This window comes from Dolichospermum planctonicum, from assembly GCF_005402965.1.
GTDB classification, from domain to species: Bacteria; Cyanobacteriota; Cyanobacteriia; order Cyanobacteriales; family Nostocaceae; genus Dolichospermum; species Dolichospermum planctonicum.
Window position 1 is genome coordinate 1 of record NZ_BJCF01000070.1, and the last position, 14,553, is coordinate 14,553.

Below are 14,553 nucleotides of genomic sequence, written 5' to 3' on the forward strand. Positions count from 1 at the left end.
ATTGTTTCTCAAAAGATAACCCATCTTGGTCTTCAGTTTTGACTCTAATGCTGTAACTTGTTTGGGTTTCAAAGTCAAATACAGTATTAGCTATGAGTTGATTATCAACAATACTAAATAAACTGTTGTCAGTGTCACCATCCCCTGTAACTAAGCTATAAGTAAAGGTGTTTCCTGTATCTGGGTCTATGCTGCTGAGATTACCAATTACACCATCTGTTTGACCTTCAGCAATTGCGGTCTTGTCAAGCAACAAATCAGTGGGTGCTTCGTTAATGTCGTTAACGTTAATATTTAATTGTTTCTCAAAAGATAACCCATCTTGGTCTTCAGTTTTGACTCTAATGCTGTAACTGTTTTTGGTTTCAAAGTCAAAGACGGAGTTGGTTTTAAGTTGATTTCCAGTAATAGTAAATAAACTATTATCCGTTGCACCATCCCCAGTGACTAAACTATAGGTAAAGGTGTTTCCTATATCTTGGCCTGTGCTAGTGAGATTACCAACCACTGTACCAACAGCCTTGTTTTCCTCAACGGTGCTAGTGGATAGTGTTAAGTTAGTAGGAGCGTCGTTAATGTTGGTAACGGTAATAGCTACGTCTTTTGTGGCGGTTAATGTACCATCATTAGCGATAACACTGATGTCATAAATGTTATTTGCACCGTTATCACTAGGTAATTCAAAGTTAGGAGCGGTTTTGAAGGTGACAACGCCGTTGCTACTGTTGATGTTAAAGAGGTTAGCATCAGTACCGGATAAGCTATAGGTCAGGGTTGTACCTGCATCTGCATCGGTGGCAATAACGGTATAAACTGTTCCTGTACCGTTTTCGGCGAAGGTGGCGGTAGCAGCACTGGTAATAACTGGGACTGCTTCGTTAACGTTAGTAACGGTAATATTTAATTGTTTCTCAAAGGATAACCCACCTTGGTCTGTGGTTTGGACTCTAATACTGTAACTGTTTTTGGTTTCAAAGTCAAATACAGCGTTGGTTTTAAGTTGATTTCCAGTAATATTAAATAAACTATTATCCGTTGCACCATCCCCAGTGACTAAACTATAGGTAAAGGTGTTTCCTGTATCTTGGTCAGTGCTGCTGAGATTACCAACCACTGTACCAATGGGTTTACCTTCATCAATTGTAGTGGTGTCAGTGTTGTTGTCAAGCAACAAATCGGTGGGCGCTTCGTTAATGTCGTTAACGTTAATATTGTATTTTCGTTCTACAAGGGTTGACTCATCTTGGTCTATTTGCTTGACTCTAATGCTGTAACTGTTTTTGGTTTCAAAATCAAGTAATGTCCGGGTTCTGAGTTGATTACCAACAAAATAAAATGAACTGTTATCGATGTCACCAACCCCTGCAATTAAGCTATAGGTAAAGGTCTTTCCTGTCTCTAGGTCAGTGGAGGTGAACTCAGAGACTGTTGTTTCACCTTCATTACCTTCATTAATTGTCAAAGTCGAGGCGCTGTTGTTAAGGGTTAAGTTGGTCGGGGCTTGGTTAGGCATCGTTTTTAGATCCTGGTGATAAAATTGGTAGAATAGAAACAACTAAAATACCTTATTATAATATCACTTTTTTAGTGACACTAAAGAGTATAACATAATGCTAATTTAAAAAAAGTTAAGCCTAGGTTAAGCCTAGGTTAAGCCTAGATTAAGAATAGGTTAAGCCGAAATTGGCGTTAATACTGTCCGTTCGTTGATTTTGAGATCCAAAGGAGAATTAAAGCCTTAATGTAAAAGGAAACCAGTTTTTAAGTAACCCGTTAATTATCAGTAAAATATAGGAATCTGGTTTGATTCTGTGAACTTACTTGTGTGGTCAGGGAACAGGGAACTCTTAACTGGAAGAAAGACAGAATTGATACCTACTGAGTCTTGTATGGCTACGCCACGCAAGCTATCAAAAATCAAATATTATTCCTATATATGATCGTTATATTCTCAAGCCAAAAAGCGATCGCTTCCAGTAAAATCATGGAAAGTGAGCAAAAAAAGCGAGGAAGTCAAACTTCCCCGCATTAGTAGAATCAATCAACTAAGTTATTGTTTGTGAAAAATCCGAGTCTAAGTAATAAGCCCAGATTAAGCAGTAATAATGAAATCACTAGCGACCAAAGTAGGAGCACCAACGATAGCTGCAAACTGAGCACCAGTACCAAGACCAGCAGCAGCACCATTTTGGTTATAGAAGAGGCTACCGCTACCTGTACCTGTACCTGAGACATAAACAATTTGAGCGCTGCTTGTTGCTGCACTAGCCACATTTGCAACAACAGCAAAGTTTGAGGCCACAGTAAATCCGGCTCCAGCAACACTGGTTAAAGCCGTAAATACTGCCTTGCTCAAAACTATCTTGTCACCGGCACTAAAGTCAGCGATGTTGTCTAAACCATTACCAGTTGCAGCGGCACTGAAAGCTGCGGTGCCATTGAATACGAACTGGTCATTACCAGCACCACCAACTAAGCTGTCAGTACCCAAACCACCAACAAGGGTGTCATTACCAGCACCACCATTAAGGGTGTCGTTACCAGCACCACCATTAAGGGTGTTATTACGACTATTACCTATGATAATGTTATTACGTGCATTCCCTGTGCCATTAATCGCATTTGTTCCTGTCAGAGTCAGGTTTTCGGTGTTGGATAAAGTGGCAATAGTGAAAGTGACATTAGATTGAATGGTATCTGTACCTCCATTAGCAAGTTCCGTAATGGTGTCAGTGGTGCTATCTACAATGTAAGTATCATCTCCTAAACCACCAATCAAGGTATCAGTACCTAAACCACCATCAAGGGTGTCGTTACCAGCACCACCATTAAGGCGGTTATTACTACTGTTACCGATGAGGTTATTATCGAACTCACTCACATCAATAATTTGCACTCCTGTAGACTCATCAGCTACATAAGCACTGAGTCCTACCAATTCAACACCTCTAGCAGTTCCCGGAGTATCATAAGTAGACACAAGAATGGGGTTGCTAGGATTGCTGATATCAAAGATTTGCAGTCCTGTCGGACCATCCCCCACATAAGCATACCGTCCTACTACCTGAGCGCTCCGAGCAGTTCCAGGAGTATCATAAGTGCCAACGAGTGTGGGGTTGCTAGGATTGCTAACATCAATGATTTGCAGTCCTTTGTCGTTATCTGCTACGTAAGCTAAGTTACCTATGACTTGGACACTATTAGCAGCACCAGGGGTATCATAAATCCCTCTGAGAATAGGGTTACTGGAGTTGCTAATGTCGAGGATTATTAACCCAGTAGCAAAATCAGCCACGTAAGCTAAATTACCTACTACCTGGACACCTCTCGCAGAGCCGGGAGTATCATAAGTACCCTTAAGAAGAGGAGCGCTGGGGTTGCTAATGTCGAGGATTATTAATCCGGTAGTATCATCAACTACGTAAGCTAAGTTACCTACTACTTGAACACGGTAAGCAAGTCCAGGAGTGTCATAAGAACCTCTGAGAGTAGGAGCAGCAGGATTACTGACATCAATAATTTGTATCCCTGAAGCCTGATCGGCTACGTAAGCTAAGTTGCCTACTACCTGAATACCCCTGGCATTTCCAGGAGTATCATAACTGCCTATGAGAGTAGGAGCGGCAGGATTAGTGATATTGAGAATTTGTAATCCTGAATCAAAATCAGCTACGTAGGCTAAGTTGCCTACCACTTGGACACGGTAAGCACCACCTGGAGTGTCATAAGCACCTGTCAAACTAGGCATAAATCCCTCACTATTCACAGTTAAAGTATCTGTATAAAATGTCCGTAGAAAATGAAAGTTGCTTTGGACTGGAAGATATTTATACCAGTTCAAATTAAACTCCGGTTTGTCAGTCGGCATTTAGTACAATTTAATGAAAGTATTTCATAGGTTTTCTGAAAAAGCAAGTCTTTTCTCTAAAATTTTTTCTATACCTATATACTTCTAGCAGTCCGTAGAACATCAATTAATCATCAAACACCTTATAAAAGAAAGTTTTCACCCAAGTTGAGGGGGGTGAATTCTGCCATATTTTTTAGTTAGAGAAAAATATAAGTTGCAATAAAAAAGCGATCGCTTTCCATAATGTTACGGAAAGTAATCGCTGATTCTGAATTTAGAAATTCTTAGTCATACCGACAATATATCTTGACCAATAACTACTAGCTAAATCAACTTGTATACCATTCTGGGGTCAGCTTATCTGCATCAGCGACAGGAGTTTCAGTAGCTAAAGTTCCATCCATAGTCCAGATTTTATCAGCGGATGTTTGTTGATCACGCCAGTAAATATCAGTCTTACCATCACCGTTGAAATCACCCAGAGATGCTGTCAAACCAGGGGTATTGCTAGGTAAGAAAGCTTCAGAACTGATGGTTGTACCATCCATCAACCAAGCAGTATTTGCACCAGTAGAGGCATTATGCCAGAAGATATCAGTTTTACCATCACCATTGAAATCACCAATTTTCGCAGTCCAATCTGTACTCAGTGTGCTGACAACACCTTCAGTCACAAAAACGCCATTCATCGTCCAAATCTTATTTTCCCCTGTTTGGGAGTTGCGCCACAAAATATCAGTTTTGAAGTCACCGTTAAAATCACCAAGAGTAGAAGTCCAGGAACCATCTTGAGCTTGGAGGTCATACTTGGTAGTTTGGCTACCATCCATAAACCAGACACTATTTTCACCAGTGGTAGTATTACGCCAGAATATGTCACTCTTACCATTACCATCAAAATCAACAATGGTTGCGGTTAATCCTGGTCCCGTAGTTTCTAAGACATTGGCGCTAATTACCTTTATACCATCCATTTGCCAAATGGCATTTTCACCAGTAGTTGCATTATTCCAGAAAATATCAGTTTTGCGATCGCCATTGAAATCGCCAATATTAGCAGTCCAACCTGGATCAACTCGATCTAAAGTCAAGTAATTAGCGACTCTTGTACCATCCATTAGCACAATCAAATTATCACCTGTTGTCTTATTGCGTAATAAGAAATCGGTCTTATTATCACCATTAAAATCAGCAAGTTTGTAGTCATAAGCTGTTAGATCATATTTACCTAAAGAACCCTGTTCTAAAACTTGTGTTCCATTCATTAAGCGCACCAAAATTTCACCAGTTTGGACATTAACCCAAAGTTTATCTGTTTTACCATCACCATTAAAATCAGGAACAATGGCTGCACTGGTTAAATAAGGATTAGGATTGGGGTTAGCACTCCCACCAATGGGGATTTGAGCTAATGGATTTGTTGGTACTGGTACTAATGGATCTGCTAATGGAGAAACAGAAGAACTTCTAATAAAAGATGAAGGTTCTAAATATTCAAAGCTTGATGCTTGCTCAATTTTATTTTGAGCTTGTAACCCGTAATTTCTTGTATCTAAAGATAATTGATCAGGCATGATGTGTTTTTATGAGTAATTAATATCTATTTTTGATTTGCTTTTGATAAAGATTCTGTAAACAGTAAACATCTGGTTAATTATTTTTATTAAATGTCAGTATTTATAGACATTTCCATCATGTTTATAAATAGGAAATTTTCCAAATCAAAAGTAATATCTAAACAATCAAAAAATATTTTATATTTTATTTATTCAAGTCATGATTTAAAAATAAAATCCTGTTTTCTTGACATCGAGATCCCGAATAATATATGTATTGCTTTTATTGCTTTTGTTCCTTTGCGTCTTGGTAAGCATAAAACTCCACCTCTGTGTCCTCTGTGTCCTCTGTGGTTCGTCCAAAAAAAAGATTGGTGAACACAAATCAAAAGAAAATTAGCTATTATAAGTAAAATTAGCAATTTTCTCGACCACATTCTCAGTAGTCTTTAATTGTTAAAGCTAAAAACAACACTATTAATAAATTAGCTATGCAAACAGAATATCAGCAACGTCGTCAGGATTTAATAGCGAAAATAGGCAGTAGTACAGCGATTTTCACAAGTGCGCCCACAGCAGTCATGCACAATGATGTTGAGTATGTTTACCGTCAAGATAGTGATTTCTTTTACATAACCGGTTTTAATGAAGCGCAAGCAGTAGCAGTATTAGCACCTCATCACCCAGAGCATCGCTTTATATTATTTGTGCAACCCAAAGATCCAGAAAAGGAAGTTTGGACTGGTTATCGTTGTGGAGTAGAGGGAGCAAAAGAATTGTATGGTGCAGATATAGCTTACCCCATTGCAGAGTTAGATGAGAAGTTACCGCAATATTTAGAAAAAGCAGACTGCATCTATTATCATTTAGGACGCGACGACCATTTTAATGATAAAATCATCCAACATTACCAAAGTTTACTGCGAACTTACCCTAAACGAGGTACAGGACCAATTGCGATCGCAGATCCTAGTATTCTCCTGCACAATATGAGACTCTATAAAAGCAAAACAGAATTAGACCTTATCCGTCAAGCTGTAGAAATTGCGGTAGAAGCTCATAATTATGCTTTACAAAGCACTAAACCGGGACGTTATGAATATGAAATTCAAGCCGAAATAGAGCATCTTTTCCGGTTACGGGGGGGAATGGGTCCTGCTTATCCTTCCATTGTTGCTGCTGGTGCGAATGCTTGCGTACTGCATTACATTGAAAATAACTGTCAAATACAAGAAAATGATTTACTGTTGATTGATGCTGGTTGCGCTTACGGTTATTACAATTCAGATATTACCCGCACATTTCCCGTTAGTGGTAAATTCACACCGGAACAAAAAGCATTATATGAAATTGTATTAGCAGCACAAAAACAAGCGATAGCAGAAGTAAAACCAGGTAATTCTTTCTATGCACCTCATAATGCAGCGGTGCGGATATTAACAGAGGGATTAGTGGAACTGGGTTTACTCAAAGGGGAAATTGATAAATTAATAGAGGAGGAAAAATATAAAGCCTTTTATATGCACCGTACCAGTCATTGGTTAGGCTTAGATGTGCATGATGTGGGACTTTATCAACATGGAGAAAACCCGCAAATTTTACAACCTGGCCAAGTGCTGACAATAGAACCGGGACTGTATATAGTCCCTAACACCAAACCAGCAGAAGGCCAACCGGAAATTGACCCCCGTTGGCTAGGAATTGGGATCAGAATTGAAGATGATGTCTTAGTTACTTCTGAGGGAAATGAAGTATTAACAGCCAAAGTTCCCAAGGAAATTAAGGATTTAGAAAGATAGAATCAAGACATACTTACTAGTAATTTGTGTTTTTTGGAATACAATTTTACGTAATAATGCTGTGCGTCAGACTGCATAAATCCTGCAAATAAACAGATTGTTGATATCTGACGCACCCTACTAATGTACCAGTTGCGTAAGTCCTGTAACTACCACCATACAAAAATACTGTTAAAAAGTCCCAAACAGATTATCATAGAAGTTTGAGGCTTGATGAAAAAGGTGATAGTTACTTATGAGTACCAACAATCTAGCCATTGTGAACTGGAAACCCCATAACCGACATACAGATTTAATATTTGATGATCATAAACCATTGAGATCCAATCGTCACCGAATTGCGATGAATGTCCTCATTCGTTCATTACAGCAGCTTTGGTCTGACCGCAATGATTATTTTACTCAGGGTAATATGTTTATTTACTACAGCATTAGCCAGGTTAAAAACCGTAATTTTCGCGGTTCTGACTTCTTTGCTGTTCTCAATGTTGATAGTAGTAATTCTCAAGCAGATTGGGTGGTTTGGAAAGAAAATTGTCCTTATCTTGATATGATTGTGGAATTAATGTCAAGGTCTACAGCAGAAATAGATAGTATCAAAAAATACCTTAAAAATCAGATTTTCCGCACCTCAGATTATTTTGTTTACAACCCCTTTGACCCTAATTCTTTACAAGGATGGCATCTAGATGATAACCAAGAATATCGGTCTTTAACACCTAATGAAAATGCTTGGTTTTGGTGTAGACATTTAGGCTTATGGTTAGGAACTTGGGAAGGAACTATAAATAGGGAAACTGCGACTTGGTTGCGCTTTTATGATATTTCTGGTAATTTAGTTTTGTTACCAGAGGAGGCTAACAAAGCACAAGTAGAAAAGGTTAAAGCAGAAGCAGAGAAGTTTAAAATTCAAGCGGAAAATGCTAAAGCTAAAGCAGCGAAATTAGCCGCGAGATTAAGGGAATTGGGGGAAAACCCAGATATGTTGTAATTTATTTTGTTTTGTCTGGGTTAAATGTAGGTTGGGTTTTCTAGGGTCAGCCTACATTGACACACATTCTGTATCTCTTGTCTGTCCCCGTGGCGTAGCACCTATCACCTATCACCTATCACCTGTTACCTAACTGGAAGCACTAGTATAAAAACGGAGAGCAAATCGCCAAAACTGAGTAGAAAGGAAAAATAATACAAAGGCTAATAATCCCGCACCTAGCAACCAAGTAAATTCAATTTCTCCTAACATGGATTGGGCGGGGATAGTAGTTAAAAAAGACACTGGTAATATAAAGGTAAAGAAAAAGCGATAAACGGCAGGATAGCCAGTAATTGGATATCTTCCTGCTTCTAAAAGCCCTTTTAATACTTCTGTAATATTGTATATTTTAACAAACCAAATGCTGGTTGCTCCCAGTATAAACCACAAACTGTAAAGAATAACTAAACCGCAAAATAATGGCCAGAGGGTAAATAGATATCTGTCAATTCCTAAGCTAAGTTTAGTACCAGCGTAGCCAATTATCAGTAAACCAAAGATTAAATCTGGTATTCCCCAGGGGGAAAGGGTGTGGCAAGATAACCAAAACTGACTACGAATAGGTTTTAATAACACAAAGTCTAAAGTCCCTTCCTGGACATGGCGCACAATGCGATTTAAATTGGGAGATAGAAAGGTAGCACTAAAGCCTTGTAATAAGGTGAAAATTCCTAAGACTATTAAGGCCGCTTCCCAAGACCAGCCTGTAAAAGTGTAACCTGTGCGGTAAAATAGAAACAAACCAAAGATACTACCGAGTAAATTTCCTAAACTACTGAAAGCAGCAATGATAAAATTAACACGATACTCCATTTCCGTAGCGATCGCCGCAGTCCAAAATAATCTCAGCACTTTTAAATATCTTTGCATTTTTCGCCTTGACCCTAATATCCATTAAACATAAATTAAACATAAAATAAACATAAAATAAACATAAAATAAATTTAATATTATTTTTTATTTCTATAAATTTATAACCGTTAAAATGTTGAGTACAATTTCTTAAATAAGTGGGATTTTATGCACTTTGATTTACCAGAATTAGTTAAATCACTTGGTTACTTTGGAGTATGGGGAATTATCTTTGCTGAATCTGGTTTATTGATTGGTTTTTTTCTGCCTGGTGATAGTTTATTATTTACGGCAGGATTTATCGCTTCTCAAAACTTACTGAATATTTGGGTACTGATTTTCGGTGCGTTTGTTTGTGCGGTATTAGGTGATAATATTGGGTATTTTACTGGGCATAAATTTGGCAGAAAATTATTTGATCAAGAAGATTCTTGGTTATTCCATAAAAAGCACGTTGTCAAAACCCAAGATTTTTACGAAAAGCATGGTAAGAAAAAAATTGTTTTAGCAAGATTTGTGCCAATTGTCAGGACTTTTGCCCCAATTGTCGCAGGAATCGGAGCTATGCACTATCGTTCTTTTATGTCTTACAATTTATTTGGTGGTTTTGTATGGACTTTTGGCATTACTTTGTTAGGTTTCTTCTTGGGAAAAACTCTACCAGCGGAACAATTAGATAAGTATCTATTACCAATAATTGGCTTAATTGTTGTTGTTTCTTTATTACCTTCAATTATTCATGTAATTAAGGAAAATAGAGCTAATAAAGGATAACAGGACTGACGCAACTGGTACAAGGGACTCCTAGGGAGCGCTTCGCTATCCCTACAGAAGGAAGCCGGTCATTTTAAATCAGACCAAAAACCATCCTACATTACACGCAAACCTAAAATCATCAAATCCCGTTCTACACCGTCCAAATCAGCAATTTTCGGTAGATTTCCCCAAGCTTGAAACCCAAACCAGGCAAATAACTTTAAACTAGGTTGATTATGGGCGAAAATAAAACCAACTAAAGTTTTTAAACCTAGACTGGGACTTTCCGTAATTGCTTTCTCTAAAAGTTGTTTTCCTAAACCCCGTCCTTGGAATTTTGGGGAAATGTAAATACTGATTTCCGCTGTGGAATAATAGGCTGGTCTACCGTAGAATGATTGGAAACTCAACCATCCAGCAATTACCCCCTCCGTTTCAATTACCCATAGGGGACGTTGGGAGGGGACTCGTCCTTTAAACCAAGCGAGACGACTTTCCACAGATACAGGTTCTAAATCAGCAGTAGCCATACGGCTAGGGACGGCAGCATTGTAAATGGCTACAATAGCGGGTAAGTCGGTTTCTGTGGCATTGCGGATGATCATCGCTGATATTGGGGGTGCAAATTTTTGATAAAATCAAATAGATATTTCCAAATCATACAGCTTTCAGAGGACAATGCCCGATAGTTTTTTCTAAAACCTTTTTAAAACCGGACTTTGTACAATTCAAATAATTCTCCTAATTGCTGTTTAACAATCTTACCACCCCCAGCTTTAATTATTTTTTCCCATTCTGAAATCGGTTCGAGAAACACCTCCGCACCTAAATAGGTTTCCAGTACGGCCCAGTCTTCTGCTAGGGGTTGTTCAGAATTGAGAAGATCAAAAACAAAATTTCCTCCTGGTTTTAATACTCGTTTGACTTCTATTAATACAGCTTGCCAATATTCTAAAGGAAAATAGCAACTAAATCCTGTGGCAATTACTAAATCAAATTGATCTTCTGGATAATTCAAATGGTGTGCCGGTCCTAATTCTACACCTTTAAACAGTTTAGAATTTAATTGTGAACCACGGGAATTAAGAGTATCTTTGGCTATATTACTAATTTCTTGTCCATAAAAGAATCCTTGCCAATCTCGCCAAGGATAGATTAAAAAGCTGAAACCGCAACCAATATCTAAACAATGTTGATTTTTTTGAGGTTGGGCAATTTCCCAAAATGGTGAAACTATTCTATCATTTAATCTGCCATTAATCCATTCCTGAAATATTGGCATTGCTTCTATTTCTTCGGGTAATGCAAATTTTTGATTTTGATATTGGCGATTAAAACGATATGCTATTTGTCCTATTCTCTCTTGCCATTTATCAGAAGAATAGTTATTGGTTTTATAAGTATTAGCCGGTGAATTTTTAGACATTTATTACTTTGATAATTGGTAATTTTCTTGCTCCTAACTCCTTTAAGCTTTTGCTAGTAAAGGTGCCGCAGCTAGGAGGGTTTGGGTATAAGGGTGTTGAGGATGAGCAAAAATTTGTTTAGTCTGTCCTATTTCTACTATTTTACCACTATTCATGACGGCAATGCGATCGCACAAAAACCGTGCTAACCATAAATCATGGGTAATAAACAAGTAAGTTAAATCAAATTCTGCTTTTAATTGTAACATCAAGTCGAGGACTTGGGTTTGTACACTCGCATCTAACATACTCACCGGTTCATCACATATTATCAGTTTTGGACGAGTAATTAAAGCCCGGGCTATGGCTACCCGTTGTTGTTGTCCCCCAGATAAATCAGCAGGATAACGGTGATAATATAATTCTGCTGGGGTTAAACCAACTTTTTCTAACATCCATAACACCTGTTCTTTGGCTTTTTCAGCATTAGCTAAGTTATGAATTAATAAAGGATCTGTGATACTTTGTCCTACGGTCATGGCTGGATTTAAACAAGCATGAGGATCTTGAAATATCATTTGGATTTGTCTCCGAGAAGAACGGATTTCTTGACGGGATAACCTAGTTAATTCCTGTCCTAAAAATTCTACTTTTCCTGATGTGGGACTGATCAATTGTAAGATTGTTCTCGAAAGTGTACTTTTCCCACAACCAGACTCTCCTACTAATCCTAAAATCTCCCCAGAATACAATTCTAAGTTAATTCCATCTACCGCTTTAACTGTTTGACCTTCTCCTTTAAATATTCTTTCAATAAAATTCGGTTCTATGGTATAATGTTGTTTGAGTTCGGTAATTTTTAAAATAGGATTTTCTTGGTTGACTCTTCCCTTTTCCCCGTTCTCTTTTCCCTCTTCCTGTTGAATATGTAACGCTGCTTTTAATAAGGATTGAGTATATTTGTGTTCAGGGTGAGCAAATACAGTTTCCGTTTTCCCCATTTCCACTATTTTACCCTGATACATCACCCCAAGGCGATCGCAATATTCCCCCACCATAGCTAAATCATGGGAAATTAACAATAATCCCATATTTTCTTCTCCACATAATCGCGTTAATTCTTGGAGAATTTGAGCAGAAACAGTCACATCTAAACTAGTTGTTGGTTCGTCCGCAATAATTAATTTAGGACTCAATAACAAAGCTAACGCAATGGCTACCCGTTGACGCATTCCTCCGCTAAATTCATGGGGGTACTGATGCCAACGATTAGCAGGAATTTTCACCTTATCTAAAGTCGCTAAAGCCCTTTCCTTCGCTTGCTGTTTGGATAATTCTGGTGCATGAGCCTGTAAAGTTTCAATACAATGATTCCCAATAGTCATTAATGGATCTAATCGCGTCATGGGATCTTGGAAAATCAAGGCTACGGCTTCACCCCGAAACTTTTGCATCTGCATTGGTGTTAAATTAAGTACAGATTCTCCCTGAAATTTTACTAATCCTTCCACACGACTGGAGGCTGGTAATAAACGCATAATTGCTCTACCGATAGTTGATTTACCACAACCAGACTCTCCCACCAATCCCATGCTTTCACCAGATTGGAGAATAAAAGATACATCATCAACAGCCCAGTTTTCTCCTTCTCCACTGCGTTGAGGATAGGCTACACGCAGATTTTCCACAACAAATAAAGCTTCACTCATAATTCAGACTTTTTATAAACGTATTAATTTTAACTTTTTTCACAAGTATATTCTGTATACAGTTCAATGAATTACGGCTGTTCACCAAATTTTAGACTTGATATACCCGTCATATACTGTAATGATTTTAGTTATAATGTAATATTAAGAATCATAAATATTCTTTGCTAATTTAACATAGCAGGGATGTTTATAATTGATACCTTTTGATTTTAGCATTTTGTATGAGTAATGATAAATTAGCTATGAACTGGCAACAACTCACCTCACCAGATGTAATTGGTGATACAGACTCCAATTTATTTGGGGAAATTCTGCAAGAAACCTTTGCTTTAACCCGTCGTCTGTTTATTCAACTGCAACGACGACCTTCCAGCCTGATAGCAGGGATTATTCAGCCGGTAATGTGGTTAGTTTTATTTGGGGCGTTATTCCAAAATGCCCCCAAAGGTTTATTTGGTAGTACGTCAAATTACGGGCAATTTCTCGCAGCAGGTGTAATAGTATTTACCGCTTTCGCCGGGGCTTTAAATGCCGGTTTACCCGTCATGTTTGACAGAGAATTTGGCTTTTTAAATCGCTTACTGGTTGCACCCTTAGGCTCACGCTTTTCAATTGTGTTTGCATCTGCTATCTTTATTATTAGCCAAAGCTTACTACAAGCGGCGGTAATTGTGGCAGCAGCGGCATTTTTAGGGGCTGGTTTACCTGATTTTACCGGATTATGTGCGATCGCTCTGATTGTCTTTTTACTGGCCTTGGGTGTCACCGCTATTTCTCTGGGTTTGGCCTTTGCATTACCGGGACACATTGAACTGATAGCCGTAATTTTTGTTACTAATCTTCCCTTATTATTTGCCAGTACAGCCTTAGCCCCTTTATCCTTTATGCCCGGTTGGTTGCAGGTTATTGCTACCCTCAACCCTCTTAGCTACGCCATTGAACCGATTCGCTACTTATATTTACATAGCAGTTGGGGATTAAATAATATAGTCATGCAAGCCTTCTGGGGTGATGTTACCTTTGGGTCCGCATTATTAGTCTTACTAGGTTTTGCCCTCTTTGCTTTACTTAGTATTCAATCCCAAATACGTCGAAGCCTTGCTTAATCCAAAAAGCAAAATTAGGAGGGGAAAATCCATGAAAAGATCATTTTTAGCAATTCACAAAATTATTGCCATCACCATTGCCAGTATTAGTGCTGCTATAGTCACCTTAGGACCTGCCTTAGCTGATCCTAACCAACCCTTTAGCAGTTTGGAAAGTGATCGCAATAGTAACCCTTTATCTGGTAATAGCTCAGATTTTAATATGTTCAACCTGATTCATCAAGCACAAATGGGGACTATCCAATGGAACGCTGAAGAACAGAATCAACAATTAGATCAAGCAGCAACAGCATTTAAAGCAGCACAACAGAAACGGCTTCAGAGTCAACCAAAACAAAACCCAAGTGCATCAGAATTGCCATACTCTCTAATCTCGAAATAACGTAGTATACTGGGGTTAATCGTATTTAACCGAAAGATGAAATACCTAACCCCAGAACAAGTTTACAAACAATTTGGCTACCACCCTAAGACGACGGCAGA

At 38.3% G+C, this 14,553-nt stretch carries 12 protein-coding genes; 5 read left to right on the forward strand and 7 right to left on the reverse strand.

Annotated elements, in window-relative coordinates:
• The 3 genes from FFO06_RS22165 to FFO06_RS19460 all read right to left on the reverse strand — a co-directional run.
• Positions 1–1,513: cadherin repeat domain-containing protein (locus tag FFO06_RS22165; protein WP_236097191.1), on the reverse strand; the 1,513-nt coding region annotated here is incomplete at its 3' end.
• Positions 1,514–2,092: 579 nt separating this feature from the next.
• Complete coding sequence (locus tag FFO06_RS19455; RefSeq protein WP_137909508.1) at positions 2,093–3,868, reverse strand: hypothetical protein; 1,776 nt, start codon at positions 3,866–3,868, stop codon at positions 2,093–2,095.
• Positions 3,869–4,179: 311 nt separating this feature from the next.
• Complete coding sequence (locus FFO06_RS19460) at positions 4,180–5,424, reverse strand: FG-GAP repeat domain-containing protein (protein ID WP_137909509.1); 1,245 nt, start codon at positions 5,422–5,424, stop codon at positions 4,180–4,182.
• Between the two features lie 473 nt (positions 5,425–5,897).
• Between FFO06_RS19460 and FFO06_RS19465 the strand changes: the two genes are divergently transcribed.
• On the forward strand, positions 5,898–7,205 hold the full coding sequence (locus FFO06_RS19465; RefSeq protein WP_137909510.1) for an aminopeptidase P N-terminal domain-containing protein: 1,308 nt from the start codon (positions 5,898–5,900) through the stop codon (positions 7,203–7,205).
• Positions 7,206–7,440: 235 nt separating this feature from the next.
• The gene (locus tag FFO06_RS19470) at positions 7,441–8,196 is read left to right on the forward strand and encodes a Uma2 family endonuclease (protein WP_137909511.1); all 756 of its coding nucleotides are present in this window, start codon (positions 7,441–7,443) and stop codon (positions 8,194–8,196) included.
• Positions 8,197–8,325: 129 nt separating this feature from the next.
• On the opposite strand, the gene FFO06_RS19475 is transcribed toward FFO06_RS19470, so the two are convergent.
• A complete protein-coding gene (locus tag FFO06_RS19475) occupies positions 8,326–9,108 on the reverse strand; it encodes an ABC transporter permease (protein ID WP_137909512.1) in 783 nt (260 codons plus the stop codon).
• A gap of 150 nt (positions 9,109–9,258) precedes the next feature.
• Here FFO06_RS19475 and FFO06_RS19480 point away from each other — a divergent pair, with 150 nt between their 5' ends.
• On the forward strand, positions 9,259–9,864 hold the full coding sequence (locus tag FFO06_RS19480; RefSeq protein ID WP_137909513.1) for a DedA family protein: 606 nt from the start codon (positions 9,259–9,261) through the stop codon (positions 9,862–9,864).
• Between the two features lie 95 nt (positions 9,865–9,959).
• On the opposite strand, the gene FFO06_RS19485 is transcribed toward FFO06_RS19480, so the two are convergent.
• The 3 genes from FFO06_RS19485 to FFO06_RS19495 form a co-directional block, all read right to left on the reverse strand.
• Positions 9,960–10,451, reverse strand: a complete 492-nt coding sequence (locus FFO06_RS19485) for a GNAT family N-acetyltransferase (protein ID WP_137909514.1) — start codon at positions 10,449–10,451, stop codon at positions 9,960–9,962.
• A 101-nt stretch (positions 10,452–10,552) separates the two neighbouring features.
• Positions 10,553–11,272, reverse strand: coding sequence for a class I SAM-dependent methyltransferase (locus FFO06_RS19490; protein WP_137909515.1), 720 nt, complete (start codon positions 11,270–11,272; stop codon positions 10,553–10,555).
• A gap of 42 nt (positions 11,273–11,314) precedes the next feature.
• Complete coding sequence (locus FFO06_RS19495; protein WP_137909516.1) at positions 11,315–12,961, reverse strand: dipeptide ABC transporter ATP-binding protein; 1,647 nt, start codon at positions 12,959–12,961, stop codon at positions 11,315–11,317.
• Positions 12,962–13,185: 224 nt separating this feature from the next.
• On the opposite strand from FFO06_RS19495, the gene FFO06_RS19500 reads away from it, so the two are divergent.
• Both FFO06_RS19500 and FFO06_RS19505 read left to right on the forward strand, forming a co-directional pair.
• Positions 13,186–14,070, forward strand: a complete 885-nt coding sequence (locus tag FFO06_RS19500) for an ABC transporter permease (RefSeq protein WP_137909517.1) — start codon at positions 13,186–13,188, stop codon at positions 14,068–14,070.
• A gap of 31 nt (positions 14,071–14,101) precedes the next feature.
• Entirely contained in the window at positions 14,102–14,452 is a 351-nt protein-coding gene (locus FFO06_RS19505) for a hypothetical protein (protein ID WP_137909518.1), read from the forward strand.
• Positions 14,453–14,553: the final 101 nt, after the last annotated feature.